Source organism: Amycolatopsis bartoniae, from assembly GCF_014191255.1.
Classification (GTDB): Bacteria; Actinomycetota; Actinomycetes; order Mycobacteriales; family Pseudonocardiaceae; genus Amycolatopsis_E; species Amycolatopsis_E bartoniae.
Genome location: NZ_JACHWH010000002.1, coordinates 248,365 through 265,612, shown reverse-complemented (window position 1 = coordinate 265,612; position 17,248 = coordinate 248,365). Strand labels below are relative to the sequence as shown.

Genomic DNA, 17,248 nt, shown 5'->3' with positions numbered 1-17,248 from the left:
GGTCACGCCCAGGCGGTGATGGTCCGCCGGACCGGCCGCTGGTTGCCGTCGCCCGCGAACAGCTCCGGGGAATGGCTGCGGATCCGCTCGACGTCCTGGAACACCAGCCGCAGGTGGGCACGCATCGCCTCGGCCGACGCGTCGAGGTTCCCGGCCGCGAGCGAGTCCACGATCGCCTCGTGCTGGTCGATCAGCGACGGCACCGGGCTGACCATCCGCATGCCGAGCCGCCGGGCGCGGTCGAGGTGCGCCTTCGCCGAAACGACCGTGCGCCAGGCGTTCCCATGGCCGCCCGCGGTGAGCAGCAGCTGGTGGAACTCCTCGTCGAGCTGGAAGAACCGTTCCGCGTCGTCCTCCGCGGCACGTTGCCGGGCCAGGACGTTCCGCAGCCCCGTGAGCACGTCCTCGTCGAGCCGCTCCACCGCGTCGGCCAGCGAGGCGACCTCCACGGCCTCCCGGACGAACTGCGCGTCGGCCACGCGCTGCAGGTCCACGCGCGACACGAACGTGCCCAGCTGCGGGAAGACCTGGACCAGCTCCTCCTCGGCGAGCAGCAGCAGCGCCTCGCGGACCGGCGTGCGGCTGACCGACAGCTCCGCCGCCAGTTCGTTCTCCGACAGCGGCGCACCCGGCGGCAGCTTCAGCGTGATGATCCGGTTCCTCAGCTCCCGGTGCACGACCACCCGTGCCGACGGTTTCGCCGCTGCCTTCGCCATTCGCCCACCCTACCGGTCCTCCGACACTTGACAGCATATGCATGTCAGTACTTGTATGGCAGTACCTCCATGGCGGAGGTCCCGTCCCCGAGGAGTGTCGATGACGACCCAACTCACCCGAGCGTCCCTGCCGCGCACGGTCGCCGCGTCGGTGATCGGCACGGTGGCCGAGTACTACGACTTCTTCATCTACGGCACCGCGTCCGCGCTGGTGTTCAACAAGGTCTTCTTCCCGGCGGTCAGCCCGTTGCTCGGCACGCTGGCCGCGTTCTCGACTTATGCCGTGGGCTTCTTCGCCCGGCCGCTCGGCGGCATCGTGTGGGGTCATGTCGGCGACCGGCTCGGCCGTCGCCGGACCCTCGTCTACACGCTCCTGCTCACCGGGCTCGGCACGTTCGCCGTGGGTCTCATGCCCGGGTACGCCCAGATCGGTGTCTGGGCGCCGGTGGTCCTCGTGCTGGTGCGCCTGGTGCAGGGCTTCGGCGTCGGCGGGGAGCAGGGTGGCGCGGTGCTGCTGACCGCCGAGGCCGCCCCGGCCGCGCGCCGCGGCTTCTACGCGAGCTTCGTACAGCTCGGTTCGCCCGCCGCGTACCTGATCCCGAGCGCGCTGTTCGCCCTGCTCGACGCGCGGATGTCCGAACGCGACTTCGTGGCCTGGGGCTGGCGGATCCCGTTCCTGCTCAGCGCGGTCGTGGTCCTCGTCGGGCTGTACGTACGGCTGCGGGTGCGGGAGACCTTCCAGCCCGGGCGCGAGCACCGCGCCCCGCTCAAGGTCCTCATGCGCGACCATCGGCGCGAGGTCGTCGCGGGCACGCTGACGAAGTTCGTCGAGGCCGCCGTCTTCCCGTTCTACACGGTCTTCCTCGTCTCCTACGCCAAGAGCCAGGGCGTCGACAGCGGGACAGTGCTGGACGGCGTGATCGTCGCGATCGTCGCGGAGCTGGTGCTGCTGCCGGTCTGGGGCCTGCTGACCGACCGGGTCGGCCGCCGCCCGGTCTACCTCGCCGCCACCGTGCTCAACCTCGTCCTCGTCGTGCCGGGCTTCCTCGCGATCCAGACCGGCAACGCGGTCGTCATCACCCTGCTGCTGGTCGCCGGACTCGCGTTCGGCCACGGCGCGACCTACGCTCCCCAGGCGTCGTACTTCCCGGAGCTGTTCCCCGCCGGCGCCCGCTACAGCGGCGTGTCCATCGTCTGGCAGTTCGGCTCCATGATCGCCAGCGGCCCGTTCACCGTCGTCGCCGCCGCGCTGCTCGCCGCGTCGGGCGGTGGGTTCACGCTCGACGCGGTCTACGTCGGGGTCCTCATCCTGATCAGCCTGGTCGCGCTGCGCTGGATGCCGGAGACCGCACCCCGTGCCCGCGGCGGCGAATACGCCGGCTGGGCCACCGATTCCCGTCCCGCAACCGAAGGGCAGCCCGCATGACCAAGATCGTCGGAGCAGAGGTGCTCGTCACCGCGCCGGGCCGGAACTACGTGACCCTCAAGGTGACCACCGACGAGGGTGTCGTCGGCTGGGGCGACGCGACCCTCAACGGCCGTGAGCTCGCCGTCGCCGCATACCTGCGCGACCACGTGTGCCCGCTGCTGATCGGCCGCGACGCACACCGCATCGAGGACGTCTGGCAGTACCTGTACAAGGGCGCGTACTGGCGCCGGGGCCCGGTCACGATGACCGCCATCGCCGCCGTGGACGTCGCGCTCTGGGACATCAAGGGCAAGATCGCCGGGCTGCCGGTCTACCAGCTGCTCGGTGGCGCGGCGCGCGACGGCGTCATGGTCTACGGGCACGCGAGCGGCCGCGACGTGCCCGAGATGCTCGACGACGTGGCCCGCTACCTCGACGAGGGTTACCTCGCGGTGCGCGCGCAGTCCGGGGTGCCTGGGCTGGACAAGACCTACGGCATCCCCCACGAGGGGCAGACGGTGTACGAGCCCGCGGCGGGCGCGCGGCCGCAGGAGGACCTGTGGGACACCGCGCCGTACCTGCGGTTCGCGCCGGAGATGCTGGGCGCGGTGCGGGAGCGGTTCGGTTTCGGCTTCCACCTGCTGCACGACGTGCACCACCGGCTGACCCCGATCGAGGCCGGGCGGCTGGGCAAGGACCTCGAACCGCACCGGATGTTCTGGATCGAGGACCCCACCCCGGCCGAGGACCAGGAGGCGTTCCGGACGATCCGGCAGCACACGACGACGCCGCTGGCCGTGGGCGAGGTGTTCAACTCCATCTGGGACTGCCAGCACCTGATCACCGAGCGGCTCATCGACTACGTGCGCACGTCGGTGTCGCACGCGGGCGGGATCACGCACCTGCGCCGGATCTTCGCGCTCGCCGACCTCTACGGCGTGCGCAGCGGTTCGCACGGCGCGGGTGACCTGTCGCCGGTGTCGCTCGCGGCGGCGCTGCACGTGGACCTTTCGGTGCCGAACTTCGGCATCCAGGAGTACATGGGGCACGCGGACCCGGCGGGCGAGGTCTTCCGCACGTCCTACACGTTCAAGGGCGGCTACCTGCATCCCGGTGACCTGCCGGGGCTCGGGGTCGAGGTGGACGAGGAAGCCGCGGCGAAGTTCCCGTACGACCCCAAGTACCTGCCGGTGAACCGCCGTCGCGACGGGTCGGTGCACGACTGGTGAGCGCGTACGACGTGGTGCTCCTCGGGGAGCCACTGGTGGAGTTCTCGACACTGGCGCCGTTCGGCGACGGGATTCCGGCTCGCATGGGTGTCTCCGGCGACGTGGTCAACGCGGCGGCCGCCGCGGCGGCCGCGGGCGCGCGGGTGGGCCTGGTCGCGCGGGTGACCGACGACGAGCTCGGCGACGCCGTCGCCACCCGGGTCCGGCAGCTCGGCATCGACGATGCGTTGCTGCGCCGGGTGCCCGGGCAGCAGGGGATGTACGTGCAGTACAGCGATCCGGACGGCGACCGGCAGTTCTGCTACGCGCGAACGGGATCGGTGGGTTCGCAGCTCTCGCCCGAGGATCTGGACCGCGACGTGCTCGCGAACGCCGGTGCCGTGCTCGCGAGCGGGATCACCTGCGCCATCTCGGCTTCCGCCCGCGCCGCCGTACTGGCCGCCGCGGAGTGGAGCCGCCGGTTCGTCTACGACCCCAACTACCGGCCGCGCCTGACCACGGCGGCTGAGGCGGCGGACGCGCTGCGCGCGCTGGCACCGTTCGCCACCCTGGTCACGCCGTCGGCGCCGGGGGAAACCAAGGCGCTGCTGGCCGCCCCGGATCCGGCGGCCGCCGCGGCGGCGCTGCGGGAGCTGGGTGCGCGGGCGGTCGCCGTGACGTGCGGCAGCTCGGGGGTGCACGTGTCCACCGCCGCGGGGGAGCGGTGGCACGAGGCGGTTCCCGCGCCGGAGGTGGTCGACCAGACGGGCGCCGGGGACGTGTTCGCCGGTACCGCCACCGCGCGGCTCGCGCTGGGCGACTCCGTGGCCGACGCCGCGCGGATCGGGGCCGCCGCGGCTTCGCTGTCCGTCGGCGGTCAGGGCGGCACGGGCCGGATCGCGCCACTGCCGGAGGTTCTCGCGCACGCGGGGGTGAGCGCGTGATGCGCCCCGAGTCGACCGGCATCGTCCACTTCGGACTCGGCGCGTTCTCCCGTGCGCACCAGGTGGTGTACACCGAGGACGCGATGCTCGCGACCGGTGACCGGTCCTGGGGTGTGCTCGGCGTGAGCAACCGCATGCGTGGCGTTCTGGAGCCGCAGGACTATCGGTACACGGTGCTGGAGCGAGGCGAAGGCGCGGCGGCGCCGCGCATGGTGGGGGCGCTCTCAGGTGTCGTCCGCGGCGAGGACGTGCCGGAACTGCTGGCGCGACCGCAGATCCGCGTGGTCACGCTGACGGTCACGGAGAAGGGCTACCGCCACGATCCGGCGACCGGGAAGCTGGACCTGGGCGACCCCGAGATCACCGGCGACCTGACGGGCAAGCAGTCGAAGACCGTCGTGGGCCAGCTGGTGCACGGCCTCCGGCGCCGCGTGGGCGGACCGCCGCTCACCGTGGTGTGCTGCGACAACCTGCCCGGCAACGGCGAGTTCCTGCGTGGTCTCGTGGAGTCGTTCTGCCACGCGGCCGGGCTCGGCGCGCTGGCGGACTGGATCGGCGACAACGTCACGTTCCCGTCCACCATGGTCGATCGCATCACGCCGGCCACCACGGAGGACGACCTGCGCGAGGCGGAGCGGGAGCTGGGCTACCGCGACGAGGCGCTGGTCGTCACCGAACCGTTCCGCCAGTGGGTGATCGAGGACTCGTTCGCCGGTGACCGCCCGGCGTGGGAGCGGGCGGGCGCGGTGTTCACCGCCGACGTCGAGCCGTGGGAGCGGTTGAAGCTCCGGGTGCTCAACGCGAGCCATTCGCTGCTGGCGTACTTCGGGCTGCTGCTGGGGCACGCGACGATCGCCGAAGCGGTAGGTGATCCGGTGCTGCGCGACGCGTGCTCCGGCATGATCACCGACGACGTGCTGCCGGTTCTGGACGCCCCGACCGACGCCGTGGAGTACGGGCGCACCACGCTGGCCCGTTTCGCCAATCCCGCCCTGCGCCACACGACGAAGCAGGTCGCGAGCGACGGCTCCCAGAAGCTCGGGCCGCGCCTGCTCGGCACGGCCACCGACCTGCGCACGCGAGGACGGGAACCGCGCTGGATCCCGTATGTGGTCGCCGCGTGGCTGAGGCACGTCGAGACCACCGAAGACCTGCGGGATCCGCTCGCCGAGGAGCTGCGAACCGATCCGTTGCGCCGCGTGCTGCCGGACGATCCGGACTTCCGCGGGCAGGTCCTCGCCGCACACCGGCAACTGGTGCACGAAGACCCGCGAGCGGTACTGAAGGAGGTGCTCGATGGACGCGCGTGAGCTGATGGGCCTGGGCGCCGTGATCCCGGTGGTCGTGCTCGACGACGCCGAGCGCGCGGTGCCGCTGGCGAAAGCACTGCTGGCCGACGGAATCCGCACGATGGAGCTGACCCTGCGGACCCCCGCCGCCCTGGAGAGCATCCGGCGCATCGCCGCCGAGGTGCCGGCGATCGTGATCGGTGCGGGCACGATCACCCAGCCGCGGCAGGCCGAGGAAGCCGTTGCGGCGGGGGCGAAGTTCCTGGTGTCACCGGGTTCTCCGGCCTCGCTCGTCGACGCGCTGGCAGCACAGGGCGTGCCGTTCCTGCCCGGCGTCAGCACGGTCACCGAGATTCTGACCCTGCTCGACCGGGACATCACGGAAATGAAGTTCTTCCCCGCCGAGGCGTCCGGTGGCGCGGCCTTCCTGCGCGCGGTGGCCGGACCGCTGCCGCAGGCGCGGTTCTGCCCGACCGGTGGCATCTCCGAAGCCAACGTCGCGGACTACCTCGCACTGTCCACCGTGCCCTGTGCGGGCGGCACCTGGATCATCCCCCGGAGCTTCCGATGAAGAACCTGCGCTGGTACATGGCCGGGCTGTGCAGCCTGTCCTTCGTGGTCAACTACATCGACCGCACGACGTTGAGCGTGGCGCTGCCCTACATGTCGGAGGACATCCACCTCACCCCGACCGAGCAGGGCTTCGCGCTCAGCGCGTTCTTCCTGACCTACGCGCTGTCGCAGCTGCCCGCCGGTGCCCTGATCGACAAGCACGGCGTGCGGCGCGTGTTCGGCATCGGCGCGCTCGTCTGGGGTGGGGTGACCATGCTGGTCGGGCTCATCCGCAACGGCGCCCTGCTGATCGCCGCGCGGCTGGTGCTCGGCGTCGGCGAGTCCGTGGGCTACCCCGCGTGCGCCAAGGTGGTCAGCAACTGGTTCCCGCGTTCGGAGCGCAGCTTCGCGAACAGCGTCTGGGACAACGGTTCCCGCGTCGGCGCCGTGCTCGCGCTGCCGGTCGTGTCCACCGTGATCGCCGTGCTGAGCTGGCACTGGGCGTTCGTGTTCACCGGCGCGCTCGCGCTGCTGTGGGTGGTGCTGTGGTTCACCACCTACCGCGACCCGGACGAGCACCCGAAGCTGACCGACGAAGAGCGGACGAAGCTCGTCGAAGGCGGCGCGCGGTTCGCCGCGCAGGACGACGCCGGTCCGAAGGTGCGGTGGCGCACGCTGTTCCGCCACCGCACGGTGTGGGCGATGATGGTGGGCTTCTTCTGCCTCAACTACGTGTTGTTCTTCTTCATCACCTGGTTTCCCAGCTATCTGGTGTCCGCGCGCGGGTTCGACCTGCTCAAGCTCGGGATCTTCGGCACCATTCCCGGCATCGTCGCGATCGGCGGATCCGCGCTGGGCGGGTACACCTCGGACGCGTTGCTGCGCCGCGGCTGGACGCTGACCCGGGCGCGCAAGACGTGTCTCGTCGGTGGGTTGCTGGTGTCGTCGGTGATCGCCGGAGCGGTGTTCGTGGACAGCGCGGGGGTCGCGCTGGCGCTGCTGTCGATCAGCTACGCGAGTCTGGCGTTCACGGCCGCGTCGATCGCGTCGCTGCCCGCCGACGTCGCGCCGACGCCCCGGCAGGTCTCGTCGCTGGCGGGAATCCAGAACTTCGCGTCGAACATCGCGGGCGTGAGCGGGCCGCTGATCACCGGCGCGCTCGTGTCGCTCGCGGGTGGGTCCTACGTCGTCCCGCTGGTCGTCTCCGGCGCGGTCGCCGTCGTCGGGGCTCTCGTCTACGGGTTCGGTTTGCCGAAGGTCGAGCCGTTGCCGCTGCCGCGTTCGGAGGTTCTGGTATGACGCAGGACAAGGCCGTGCTGCTGCACGGTGCACGGGATCTCCGCGCCGGTCGGGTGCCGCGCGGTGAGGCCGGGCCGGGGCAGGTGCGCGTGGCGGTGCGGGGCGTGGGCCTCTGCGGCTCCGACCTGCACTACTTCGCCGACGGCCGCAACGGCACCAACGTGGTGCGGGCGCCGACCGTGCTGGGGCACGAGGGGTTCGGTGTGATCACGGAGACCGGTCCCGGGGTGCCCGGTGACCGGCTGGGGGAGCGGGTCGCGATCGAACCTGCCGCGCCCTGCTTGCGTTGCGCCGCCTGCCTTTCCGGCCGGTACAACGTGTGCCCGAACCACACCTGCCTCGGCTCCCCGCCGACCCACGGGCTGCTCCGTGAGAGCGCGCTCGTCCCGGCGCAGTTCGCACACCCGCTGCCGGACTCCGTGCCGGACGAGGTCGCGTCGCTGATCGAGCCGCTGGCCGTGGCCACGTGGGCGCTCGACCGCGGCGCGCCGGTGGCAGGACGGCGAGTGCTCGTCACCGGCGCCGGGCCGATCGGCCTGCTGGTGCTGCAGGCGGCGCGGGCACACGGCGCGGCTGAGGTCGTGGTCACCGACCTGTCGCCGGAACGCCTGCGAGCGGCCGCTGCCCTGGGCGCGACGACGGGAGAAGGCCCGTTCGACGTGGCCTTCGACTGCTCGGGTGCGCCCCCGGCGATCCGGTCGGCCGCGAGCGCGCTCGCGCCGGGCGGCACGCTCGTGCTGGTCGGGGTTCCGGGAGAGCCCGAACCGGCGTTCCCGCTGCAGCTCGTGCAGCGGTACGAGTTCGACATCCGTGGCTGCTTCCGTTACGGGCCAGGGGCTTTCGCCACGGCGATCGCCTGGGCCGCCGACGGGCGGGTGGATCTGGCGGCCCTGGTGACGTCCCGATTCTCGCTCGACGAGACCGCAGCCGCTCTCGAAGCCGCGCTCACCGACCGTTCCCAGCTCAAGGTCGTCATCGACCTGTAAAGGTTCAAAGGAGAACCTTCATGTCCAGGTGGAAGATCTCGGCCCACCCGGTGTCGTGGCTGACGCTGCTCGTCACCTCGCTGGCCATCCTCATCACCTCGCTCGACGCGGCCATCCTGCCGTCGGTGCTGCCGCAGGTGAAGGAGGCGTTCGGGCTCAACGACACGCAGGCCGGGGCGGTCAACTCGGTGTTCTTCGTGAGCACCATCGCCGGTGCGCTGCTGTTCGGCTGGCTCTCCGACATCGTCGGCAACGGGTACCGGCGCAGCTGGGTGTGGATCGCCGCGATGGCGCTTTCGGTGGTGGGCGGCGTGTTCACGTTCGTGCTCGCCTCCAGCTGGGTCGCGTTCCAGCTCATGCGCGTCGTGATGGGGATCAGCCGCGGCGGCAGCGAGCCGACGAACGTGGCGATCGTCGGCGAGTGGTGGCAGGTGGAGAACCGCGGGTTCGCCGTCGGGGCACACCACATCGGTTTCCCGCTCGGCCAGTTCTTCGCGCCCGCGCTCGTCGCCGCGCTGCTGGGGGCGACGAACTGGCAGACCACGTTCCTGGTGCTGCCGCTGATCGGCGTGCCGATCATGATCGCGCAGGCGCGCCTGGGCACCCGCCGCAACCAGCAGAAGGTGTACGACTGGATCAGCGAGCGCGGCCTGACGCCGCCGCTGCCGTCGGTCGAGCGCGGTGAGCGGGCGCCGAACCCGTTGCGGCTGCTGAAGGGCGTGCTGCGGGTGGCGAACGTGCGGCGCGCGATCCTGCTGAACTTCGGCTTCCTGTGGTGCGAGCTGGGACTGTCGACGTTCCTCGTGGTGTACCTGACCGACCACACGACGATGAGCACGGGCACGGCGATCCTCGCGTCGGGCGCGTCCGGGCTGACCGGCTGGATCGGGCAGATCGGGTGGGGCACGGTGTCCGACCACCTCGGACGCAAGCGCGTGCTGCTGGTGTGCGTCGCGGGCTGGGTGGTGACGGTGGTACCGCTGCTGGCGGTCGGTTCGGCGTGGCAGGCGTGGGTGCTGCTGTTGCTGTGGGGCCTGTTCCGCAACGCACCGTACCCGGTGATCTACTCGCTGGTGATCGACTCCGCGCCTGGGCAGGCGGGTTCGGCGATGGGCCTGATGATCGCGGTGACCACGGGTCTCGGCGGCGCGATCGTGTCCACTGTGGCCGGTTTCGCCGCGGACCACTGGGGCTGGGGCTGGACGTTCGTGCTGCTGGTCGCCGGTCCGGTGCTCGCGTTGGTGCCGTTGCTGCGGATCAGGGACTCGGCTCGGGCGCGCGTGGCGGTGCCGGCGTGAGTGTCGACCTGACCCATCCGCTGCGGCCGGGCATGCCGGTGTGGCCGGGACATCCGGAGTTCGAGCACGAGCTGGTGTCGTGCTACACGCGCGGCGACGCGTCGCGCGTGTTCCGGCTGGGGCTCGGCGAGCACACGGGGACGCACCTCGACGCGCCGGTGCACTGGGTGCCGGGTGGGGCGGACATCGCGTCGGCGCCGCCGGACGTGTTGTGGGGCCGCGCGGCGGTGCTGCACGGCACTTCCGTGGCGGAGCTGGCCGCGTTCGAGGCCGCGTACGGCCCGCTGAAGCCCGGCGACCGGGTGCTGATCGACTGCGGCTGGGCTGCCCGCTGGGGGAGCGCGGACTACTTCGCGGACTGGCCATCGGTTTCGCTCGCGCTGGCCCGAGCCCTGGTGGAGCGGGACGTGCGGGTGGTGGCGGTGGACACGCCGTCACCGGACCCGGTGTCGTCGGTGGAATGCCCCGTCCACCGGCTGTTGCTGGGGCAGCACATCCTGATCGGGGAGAACTTCGCGCGGCTGCCCGAGCTGTCGGGATTCGTGAAGCTGCTGCTGGCCCCACTGCCCATCGAAGGGGGTTCGGGCTCGCCGGTGCGGGCGGTAGCTTGGGGCGCATGAGGCTGGGGGAACGGCTGAACGACGGGCTGTCGGTGTTCGCCGTGGGGGAGGGGCCGCCGCTGGTGACCGTGCCCGGGCTGGGGCGGGGCGCCGACCTGTCGGTGCGCGTCCCTCGGTCAGCGGCACTGTCGACGGCGGCGCTCGCCCGCGGTTTCCGGCGCCGGGTGCACCTGGTCCACCGCCCGGTGCGCCCGCCCTCGGGTATGACGATCGCGCAGCTGGCCGGCTGGTACGCGACGGCGCTGCGGGAGCGGTTCGGCGAGCCGGTCGACGTGTGGGGCACCTCGGGCGGCGGCATCACGGCCCTGCAGCTGGCGCTCGACCACCCCGGCACCGTGCGGCGCCTGGTGGTGACCGTCGCCGCGAGCCGGGTCGATCCGCACGCGTCGCGGGAGCTGTTGCGCGTGGTGCGGCGCGGCTTCTCGCCGTCGGCCGCGAGCCGTCTGATCGCCCACGGCCCCCTGCGGCTGCTGGTACTGGCGACGTTCGCGGTGTCCTCTCGCAAGCCCCGCGAACCGGGTGAGGTGGCGCTGGTGGAGGCGGTGCGGGGCTGGGACGTGACCGCCCGGCTGGGCGAGCTCACCGTGCCGGTCCTCCTCGCGGGCGGCACCCGGGACCGGCTGGTGCCGCCGGACCTGCTGCGCGCGACGGCGGCCGGGATCCCGGACGCCCGCCTGGTGCTCCTCCCCGGGCGGGGGCACCTGTCGGTCCTCTACGATGGCCGCCTGAAACCCGCGGTCGGGGCGTTCCTGGGGGCGTCTTAGCGCGAGACCTTGACCACCTCGCCGACCTCCAGTGCTACCGCCACGGTTCCGTCTTCGCACACCACCAGGCGCCCCATTCCGTGAACCAGCAGCCGCCCGCCGGGTCGGCGGCGACGGCGTGTGGGCGGGCCGTCCGGTCCGGCAGCGGGAACTCCGTCACGCCGTCGTCGGTGATCCGCACGAGCGCGTCGGAACGGGAAGTGCACCACAACGACCCGTCCGGCCCGGTCGTGATCACCATCGGTCCTTCGCCCACGTCGAACAACCGCACCGGCTCACCGACCCGCGCTACTTGTCCACTGTGGACCAGTGTCACCCAGAGCGTGCCGCCCGGGCCGATCGTGACGTCGGCAGGGAGATCTCCACGAGACCACCCTGCCATCCAGCGCTACCGATTTACCACCGTGAACGAGTGCGTGCCACCTGAAACCATGAACCGCTTGCCGCCCAAGGTCACCGTGCCGGTCGTGCCCCGTGGGGCCGTCACGGTCAGCGAAATCGCCCCGCCGGTCTGCCGCCAGCTCACCGTCAGCGGTCCGTGCGGCGTCGGCACCTGGCCGCGTGCCCAGGTGACCGAACCCGGGTGTGGTTCGACCGTCCAGGTGGCGAAGCCGGGCGTCGCCGGGGTGACGCCGAGCAGGTCGTTCGTCAGCGCCGGCAGCACGCCCGTCGACCAGCCGTGCGCCGCGGACGTGTACGCGCCCTCGTACAGCGAGCCGCCCGGGCCGATGCCCTCCCAGTCCGTCACACCCGGGTCGTGGCCGGCCATCCAGCCGTACATCCGCTTGATCTCGTCGATCGCCGAGTCCGCCTTGCCGGTCTGGAACCGCGCCTGCAGCTCGGGATACGCCGTGAACGCGTACACGCGCTGCGAGCCGTCCGCGATGAGCGTGTCGTTGTCCATGAAGGAGTTCCCGTACGGCAGCGCGGTGTTCGACGCGAGGTAGTCCAAAGCGGACTCCGAACGCGCCTGATCCGCTACTCCGGCAACGACCGCGATGCCGTTCCCGTCCTGGCCATGGCGCACCGGCCCCGTCGCCGCGTCCAGGTACGCGCCCGCCGCCGGGTCCCACAGGTACGTGTTGATCGCGGTGGAGACAGCGGCGGCCCGTTGCTGCCACCGGTCGGCGTCCGCCGGATGGCCCAGCGCCTTCGCCAGCTGTGCCGCGTCGGAAAGCGCTTGCACGTACAGTGCGTTGTAGTACGTGACCTCGCCGTCGCGCGGCAGGAACGCGTAGTCGCCGTACCCGTTCGGCCGGGACAGCAGGCCACGCGAATCCGTCACCGTCGGGTACCAGCCGTCGAGCGTCTTCGTCAGGGCCCCGTAGTACTGCGCGCCGAAACCCGTGTCCCCGGTGTAGAGCACGTAGTCCCAGCTCGACGTGACCCACCACAGTGGATAGTCGAACAACGGAAGCGTGTAGTCGTTGATCGACGCGGGCGGGATCCAGCCGTCCGCGCGCTGGTGGTCCGCGAGGTCGGCCAGTACGTTCTTCGCCGCCACCGACGTGTCGTGCGTCAGGTACGTCGTCCGCCCGGACACGCCGAGGTCGCCGACGTACGGGTCACGGTCCCGCTTCGCGCCGTCGTGCAGGACGAGCTTGCCGTCCAGTGTCGGGGAGTCGGCGTTCCGCGGTTCGACATCGGTGCCGCGGAAGGTGTCGGTGACCAGCTCGTTGGTGTAGGCCGCGCCGTACCAGTACTGGTTCAGCTGCGGATCGGAGGACTCGAACCAGCCGGTGAAGGTGTCCGGCGTGCCGAGGAAAGCCGTGAACTGCAACGAAACCCCGTCGATGCGCACCTCACCGGAGGGCTGGGCGTCCGGTGCGTCCGCGGGCAGCGCGTCGAGGCTGATCCGCACGTACCGGAAGCCGTGCAGGCCGTCGGCACACACCTTCCCGTCGGGCAGGCAGCCCTTGGTGTCCGTCCACACCGACCGTCCACTCGGGACGGCGTGCTGGTCGGTGCCGGGGCCGCCGGAGAAGTCGGAGCGGGTGAAGTCCGAGCGGTCGCTCAGGTACTGCAGGGTCTCCGAGAACGCGAGCCGCACGCCGGGGTTGTCGGCCGAGGCGCCCGCGAAGCTGATCCGCGGATAGCCGACGACGACCTTGCCGAAGTCCACGACCACCGACGGCGCCGGCGGATCGGCGACCAGGCCGGGCCAGACCTCGTTGACGCGGGTGAACTCGCCCTTGTCCGTCGGCTGGTCCTTCGTCACCACGAGCCGCACCTGTGTGGTGGTCGTGGCCCGGTCGAAGGGCACCGCGAGCTGCGTCTTCGTGTTGCCGGTGACGGTGGCCGCGGTGTGCCAGGCGCTGCCGTCCCACGTCTCGACGGTGAAGTCCTGCGGGACGCCGTCGGCGTTCGACTGGATGGTGATGCCCGGCAGGTTCGTCGCCGGGGTGGTGATCGTGAGCGTGTCCGGGTAGGCGGCGAGGGTGTCGTCGTTCCAGAACGTCCCGGTGTCGCCGTCGATCGCGTTCGCCGCGTCGTAGGTGCGGGGCTGCCCGTCGTTGCCGCCGTTGGGGGCGTGGGCGCTGGACGCGGTGGCCGTCGTGCCCGCGGGCCACGCGGGCTTGGCCGGGGCGGGGTCGCGGCGCAGCACCGCGGTGCCCTTGCCCAGCACGCCCTGCGGGTGCGTGACGTCGCCGGTGGTCTCGACCACCCGCACCGGCTGCACGTCGCGGCTGTCCGGCGCCACGACGTACCGCTGCCAGGACGGCGCGGCGTCCGCCGGCGCGGCCACCAGTGCGGGCCCGAGCAACGCGACCACGGCAGCGGTCAGCCACCGGTGGGGACGTCTCATGCGAATGCCTCGATTCCTCGTCGAACCGGGTTGAATCGTTTCATGATCGGCCCGGGCAACGGGAGACGTCAAGGTCCTTTCGTCGCAAAAAGCGCCGCCGCCCCGCGGGAGGCGGGACGGTGGCGCTCAGGGAGTCACCACGTCACGGGCAGCTCGTACACCCCGTAGACGGAACCGTCGTGCTTGAACGGGACCTTCTCCAGCTCCGTGGCCAGCCGCAGCGTCGGGATCCGCTTGTACAGCGTGCTGTAGACCACCTGCAGCTCCAGCCGGGCCAGCGGCTGGCCGAGGCACTGGTGCACGCCGAACCCGAACGCGACGTGGCGCCGCGCGTCGCGGGTCAGGTCGAGGCGGTCCGGGTCCGGGAACACCGACGAGTCCCGGTTGCCGAGGTCGTTCGCCAGGATGATGCCCTCTCCGGCGCGGATCACCTCGCCCGCGATCTCGATGTCCTCCAGCGCAACGCGGCGCCGGCCGTTGTGCGTGATGTTCAGGTACCGCAACAGCTCCTCGACCGCCGACGCGACGAGCTTCGGGTCGTCCGAGTCCCGCAGCAGCGCGAGCTGGTCGGGGTGCTCCAGCAGCGCGAGCGTGCCCAGCGCGATCATGTTCGCGGTGGTCTCGTGGCCGGCGATGAGCAGCAGCACGCCCATCTGCGCCGCCTCACCGCGCGTCAGCTCGCCGGAGCGCACCCGCTCCCCGAGCCCGGACAGCAGGTCCTCGCGCGGGTTCTCCAGCTTCTCGGCCATGAGCCCGTCGAGGTACTCGTACAGCCCGCGGTGCGCCTTCTCGCGCTCCTCGGGCTTCGCGTCCCGCCTGATGATCGTCTTGCTGTTGTGCTGGAAGAAGTCGTGGTCGGTGTACGGAACGCCGAGCAGCTCGCAGATCACCAGCGACGGCACCGGCAGCGCGAACGCCTCCACCAGGTCCACCGGCTTCGGGCCCGCCAGCAGCTCGTCGATCAGGTCGTCGACGATCTTCTGCACCGCCGGGCGCATCGCCTCGACGCGCTTGATCGCGAACGGCGCGGTGACCATCCGGCGCAACCGTGCGTGCTCGGGGTCGTCCATGAGGATGAAGCTGATGCCCGTGCCGCCCGGGTTCCGCGGCGCGGGGCTCGGGTAGCCGGGGTTGTTGATGTCGGAGCTGACGCGCTTGTCGCCCAGCAGCGTGCGCTGCTCGGCGTAGCGCGTGACGAGCCACGGCGTGCTGCCGTCCCACAGGCGGACCCGCGTCAGCGGCGCCTCCTCCTGCTTCTCACGTCCCTCGGGCGGCGGGTCGAACGGGCAGCGCGGCGCCCTGGCCATGGGAAAGACCGGGAGCTCGCTCACGGTGCTGGTCATCGGGTTCCTCCAGGGATAGCGATTTCCGCCCGGCGCAGGCGGGCCTGCTTGGGCATGTTCCAGCCGAGTACGGCGGTGACGCGGCCGTCCGCCTCGTAGCGCGCGACGAACCGGCCGCCCGTAACGTAACCGTCCACAATGGTCACTTCAGCGGTGGGGGAGGGTAGGCCGTGCACCTGGATGCGGGCCTCGAACTGGTCGGTCCAGAAGTACGGCACCGGGCGGTACGCCTTGTCCTCACCGAGGATGTTGGCCGCGACGACCCCGGCCTGCTCGGTGGCGTTGGTCCGGTTCTCCAGCCGCAGCACCGCGCCGAGGTCCTCGTGCCGCCACCGCGCGACGTCGCCGACGGCGTAGATCCCTTCCGCCGCACGGCAACGCTCGTCGCACACCAGCCCGTTGTCGACCGGGAGACCGCTGCCGGCGAGCCAGCCCGTCTCCGGGTCGGCACCGATGGCGACCACGACGACGTCGGCGGGCAGCACCTCACCGTCGGCGAGCCGGACGCCGGTGACCCGGCCCTCCCCGGCCAGCCCCGCCACGCCGGTGCCCAGCCGCAGCTCGACGCCGTGCTCGATGTGCAGCTGAGCGAGCAGACCGGACACGAGCGGCCCGAACTGCAACGCCATCGGCGCGGGCTGCGGGCCCGCCATCGTGACGGCCAGCCCCATCGAACACGCCGTCGCCGCGATTTCCGCGCCGAGCACGCCGTCGCCGACCACGACCAGCCGTTCGGCACGCAGCAGGTCCTCGCGCAGGGCGAGCGAGTCGTCGAGCGTGCGCAGCACGTGCACCCCGGCGAGCCCGTCCTGTCCCGGCAGCACGCGCGGGCGGACGCCGGTGGCCACGACCACGGCGTCGGCGGACAGGCTCAGCCCGGCCGCGGTCCGCACCGTCCGGTTCGTCGCGTCGAGCGCGACGGCCGGGTCACCGAGGACGAACTCGGCGCCGAGCCCGTCGAGCACCTCCCGCGTGCGCAGCCGCGCGCGCTCGGGTTCCCACTTGCCCGCCAGGACCTGTTTGGACAGTGGCGGCCGGTCGTACGGCAGGTGCGCCTCGGCCCCCACCACCGTCACCCGGCCCTCGTGTCCCTTGCGGCGCAAGGCTTCCACCGTGCCGAGCCCGGCGGCGGCCGCACCGACCACGAGCACGTCGGTGCTCGCGCTCACTGGCTCAGCGCGATGACGGCGGCCGGGCAGACGTCGGCGGCTTCGCGGACCGCGTCGTGCAGCTCCTGCGGCGGCTCGGCGTCGAGCAGGACCACGATGCCGTCCTCCTCGCGCTGGTCGAACACGTCGGGCGCGAGCAGCACACACGACCCGGCGCCGCAGCACTTGTCCGCGTCGACACTGACCTTCATGATTCCTTCTCCTCTTCCGGGTTGGTGACGGGAGCCAGCCACAGGCCGGTGAGCGCGTCGACCATTCCGGTGGCCGCGTCGTGCCAGCTGGCCCGTGGGGTCGGGGTGCCCTCGGCGAGAGCGCGCTCCCGCTCGGCGAGCATGTGCACCATCAGCTGCCGGGCCATGTCCGCGCGCTCCGCGCGGACCTCGGCGGGCAGGTGGGGCAGGCAGCCGTGCAGGCCGTCGACGATCCGCTGCAGCGACGGCGAGGTCAGCGACTCCTCGACCATGATCCGGCGCAGCCCGGGATCGGTCATCACCTGCGCGCCGAAGCGGGCGAACCACGTCGGCGAGCCCAGCTCTTCGAGGTGCCGGGTGGACGGGCGCACCATGCAGGACACCCAGTCGCGCACGTCCCGCGAACCCGCCACCGCGGCCACCATCGGCACGCGCAGCCGCTCGGTTTCCGCGGCGTGACGCTTCGCGATGGCGCGCACGAGGTCGGCCTTCGTGCCGAAGTGGTAGCCCACGGCGGCGTTGTTGCCCTGGCCCGCCGCCTCGCTGATCTGCCGGTTCGACACGGCGAACACACCGTGCTCGGCGAACAGGCGCTCCGCGGTGATCAGGATCGCTTCGCGGGTTGCGCTGGCACGGGTGGTCTTCTCGGTCATGC

The 17,248-nt window shown here is 71.7% G+C and carries 17 protein-coding genes; 10 read left to right on the top strand and 7 right to left on the bottom strand.

Annotated elements, in window-relative coordinates:
* Window positions 1–2: 2 nt before the first annotated feature.
* The gene (locus FHX82_RS13060; protein ID WP_145936772.1) at window positions 3–716 is read right to left on the bottom strand and encodes a GntR family transcriptional regulator; all 714 of its coding nucleotides are present in this window, start codon (window positions 714–716) and stop codon (window positions 3–5) included.
* A gap of 100 nt (window positions 717–816) precedes the next feature.
* On the opposite strand from FHX82_RS13060, the gene FHX82_RS13055 reads away from it, so the two are divergent.
* From FHX82_RS13055 to FHX82_RS13010, 10 genes are read left to right on the top strand one after another with little or no spacing between them, the layout of a single operon-like run.
* Window positions 817–2,142 (top strand): MFS transporter, encoded by a 1,326-nt coding sequence (locus FHX82_RS13055; protein ID WP_145936773.1) that lies wholly within the window; start codon window positions 817–819, stop codon window positions 2,140–2,142.
* Entirely contained in the window at window positions 2,139–3,353 is a 1,215-nt protein-coding gene (gene manD, locus FHX82_RS13050; protein ID WP_145936774.1) for a D-mannonate dehydratase ManD, read from the top strand. The genes FHX82_RS13055 and manD overlap by 4 nt, the downstream gene beginning before the upstream one ends.
* Window positions 3,350–4,276 carry a PfkB family carbohydrate kinase gene (locus FHX82_RS13045; RefSeq protein ID WP_229881304.1) on the top strand — a complete coding sequence of 309 codons (927 nt, stop codon included), beginning with the start codon at window positions 3,350–3,352 and terminating at the stop codon, window positions 4,274–4,276. The genes manD and FHX82_RS13045 overlap by 4 nt, the downstream gene beginning before the upstream one ends.
* The gene (locus FHX82_RS13040; RefSeq protein ID WP_145936775.1) at window positions 4,276–5,586 is read left to right on the top strand and encodes a mannitol dehydrogenase family protein; all 1,311 of its coding nucleotides are present in this window, start codon (window positions 4,276–4,278) and stop codon (window positions 5,584–5,586) included. Before FHX82_RS13045 ends, FHX82_RS13040 begins: the two co-directional genes overlap by 1 nt.
* Window positions 5,573–6,136, top strand: a complete 564-nt coding sequence (gene eda, locus FHX82_RS13035) for a bifunctional 4-hydroxy-2-oxoglutarate aldolase/2-dehydro-3-deoxy-phosphogluconate aldolase (RefSeq protein ID WP_145936776.1) — start codon at window positions 5,573–5,575, stop codon at window positions 6,134–6,136. Before FHX82_RS13040 ends, eda begins: the two co-directional genes overlap by 14 nt.
* Window positions 6,133–7,416, top strand: coding sequence for an MFS transporter (locus FHX82_RS13030; RefSeq protein WP_145936777.1), 1,284 nt, complete (start codon window positions 6,133–6,135; stop codon window positions 7,414–7,416). The genes eda and FHX82_RS13030 overlap by 4 nt, the downstream gene beginning before the upstream one ends.
* Window positions 7,413–8,402: an alcohol dehydrogenase catalytic domain-containing protein gene (locus tag FHX82_RS13025; RefSeq protein WP_145936778.1), complete on the top strand. Its 990-nt coding sequence runs from the start codon at window positions 7,413–7,415 to the stop codon at window positions 8,400–8,402. Before FHX82_RS13030 ends, FHX82_RS13025 begins: the two co-directional genes overlap by 4 nt.
* Window positions 8,403–8,422: 20 nt before the next feature.
* Complete coding sequence (locus FHX82_RS13020) at window positions 8,423–9,700, top strand: MFS transporter (protein WP_145936779.1); 1,278 nt, start codon at window positions 8,423–8,425, stop codon at window positions 9,698–9,700.
* The gene (locus tag FHX82_RS13015) at window positions 9,697–10,320 is read left to right on the top strand and encodes a cyclase family protein (protein ID WP_145936780.1); all 624 of its coding nucleotides are present in this window, start codon (window positions 9,697–9,699) and stop codon (window positions 10,318–10,320) included. Before FHX82_RS13020 ends, FHX82_RS13015 begins: the two co-directional genes overlap by 4 nt.
* On the top strand, window positions 10,317–11,084 hold the full coding sequence (locus FHX82_RS13010; protein ID WP_183176621.1) for an alpha/beta fold hydrolase: 768 nt from the start codon (window positions 10,317–10,319) through the stop codon (window positions 11,082–11,084). Before FHX82_RS13015 ends, FHX82_RS13010 begins: the two co-directional genes overlap by 4 nt.
* Before the next feature lie 34 nt (window positions 11,085–11,118).
* Here FHX82_RS13010 and FHX82_RS13005 read toward each other — a convergent pair whose 3' ends face one another.
* From FHX82_RS13005 to FHX82_RS12980, 6 genes are all read right to left on the bottom strand, one after another.
* Window positions 11,119–11,400 carry a virginiamycin B lyase family protein gene (locus FHX82_RS13005; RefSeq protein ID WP_186382249.1) on the bottom strand — a complete coding sequence of 94 codons (282 nt, stop codon included), beginning with the start codon at window positions 11,398–11,400 and terminating at the stop codon, window positions 11,119–11,121.
* A 72-nt stretch (window positions 11,401–11,472) separates the two neighbouring features.
* A complete protein-coding gene (locus FHX82_RS13000; RefSeq protein WP_145936783.1) occupies window positions 11,473–13,890 on the bottom strand; it encodes an alpha-L-rhamnosidase-related protein in 2,418 nt (805 codons plus the stop codon).
* A 134-nt stretch (window positions 13,891–14,024) separates the two neighbouring features.
* Entirely contained in the window at window positions 14,025–15,233 is a 1,209-nt protein-coding gene (locus FHX82_RS12995) for a cytochrome P450 (RefSeq protein ID WP_145936784.1), read from the bottom strand.
* Complete coding sequence (locus FHX82_RS12990; protein WP_145936785.1) at window positions 15,230–16,402, bottom strand: NAD(P)/FAD-dependent oxidoreductase; 1,173 nt, start codon at window positions 16,400–16,402, stop codon at window positions 15,230–15,232. The genes FHX82_RS12995 and FHX82_RS12990 overlap by 4 nt, the downstream gene beginning before the upstream one ends.
* Complete coding sequence (locus FHX82_RS12985) at window positions 16,399–16,593, bottom strand: ferredoxin (RefSeq protein ID WP_145936786.1); 195 nt, start codon at window positions 16,591–16,593, stop codon at window positions 16,399–16,401. The genes FHX82_RS12990 and FHX82_RS12985 overlap by 4 nt, the downstream gene beginning before the upstream one ends.
* A complete protein-coding gene (locus FHX82_RS12980) occupies window positions 16,590–17,246 on the bottom strand; it encodes a TetR/AcrR family transcriptional regulator (RefSeq protein ID WP_145936787.1) in 657 nt (218 codons plus the stop codon). The genes FHX82_RS12985 and FHX82_RS12980 overlap by 4 nt, the downstream gene beginning before the upstream one ends.
* Window positions 17,247–17,248: the final 2 nt, after the last annotated feature.

Excerpts from the sequence above, each read along its gene's own strand:
- FHX82_RS13060 (WP_145936772.1), bottom strand. The coding sequence starts at position 716 with ATGGCGAAGGCAGCGGCGAAACCGTCGGCACGGGTGGTCGTGCACCGG.
- FHX82_RS13055 (WP_145936773.1), top strand. The coding sequence starts at position 817 with ATGACGACCCAACTCACCCGAGCGTCCCTGCCGCGCACGGTCGCCGCG.
- manD (WP_145936774.1), top strand. The coding sequence starts at position 2,139 with ATGACCAAGATCGTCGGAGCAGAGGTGCTCGTCACCGCGCCGGGCCGG.
- FHX82_RS13040 (WP_145936775.1), top strand. The coding sequence starts at position 4,276 with ATGCGCCCCGAGTCGACCGGCATCGTCCACTTCGGACTCGGCGCGTTC.
- eda (WP_145936776.1), top strand. The coding sequence starts at position 5,573 with ATGGACGCGCGTGAGCTGATGGGCCTGGGCGCCGTGATCCCGGTGGTC.
- FHX82_RS13030 (WP_145936777.1), top strand. The coding sequence starts at position 6,133 with ATGAAGAACCTGCGCTGGTACATGGCCGGGCTGTGCAGCCTGTCCTTC.
- FHX82_RS13025 (WP_145936778.1), top strand. The coding sequence starts at position 7,413 with ATGACGCAGGACAAGGCCGTGCTGCTGCACGGTGCACGGGATCTCCGC.
- FHX82_RS13020 (WP_145936779.1), top strand. The coding sequence starts at position 8,423 with ATGTCCAGGTGGAAGATCTCGGCCCACCCGGTGTCGTGGCTGACGCTG.
- FHX82_RS13010 (WP_183176621.1), top strand. The coding sequence starts at position 10,317 with ATGAGGCTGGGGGAACGGCTGAACGACGGGCTGTCGGTGTTCGCCGTG.
- FHX82_RS13000 (WP_145936783.1), bottom strand. The coding sequence starts at position 13,890 with ATGAGACGTCCCCACCGGTGGCTGACCGCTGCCGTGGTCGCGTTGCTC.
- FHX82_RS12995 (WP_145936784.1), bottom strand. The coding sequence starts at position 15,233 with ATGACCAGCACCGTGAGCGAGCTCCCGGTCTTTCCCATGGCCAGGGCG.
- FHX82_RS12985 (WP_145936786.1), bottom strand. The coding sequence starts at position 16,593 with ATGAAGGTCAGTGTCGACGCGGACAAGTGCTGCGGCGCCGGGTCGTGT.
- FHX82_RS12980 (WP_145936787.1), bottom strand. The coding sequence starts at position 17,246 with ATGACCGAGAAGACCACCCGTGCCAGCGCAACCCGCGAAGCGATCCTG.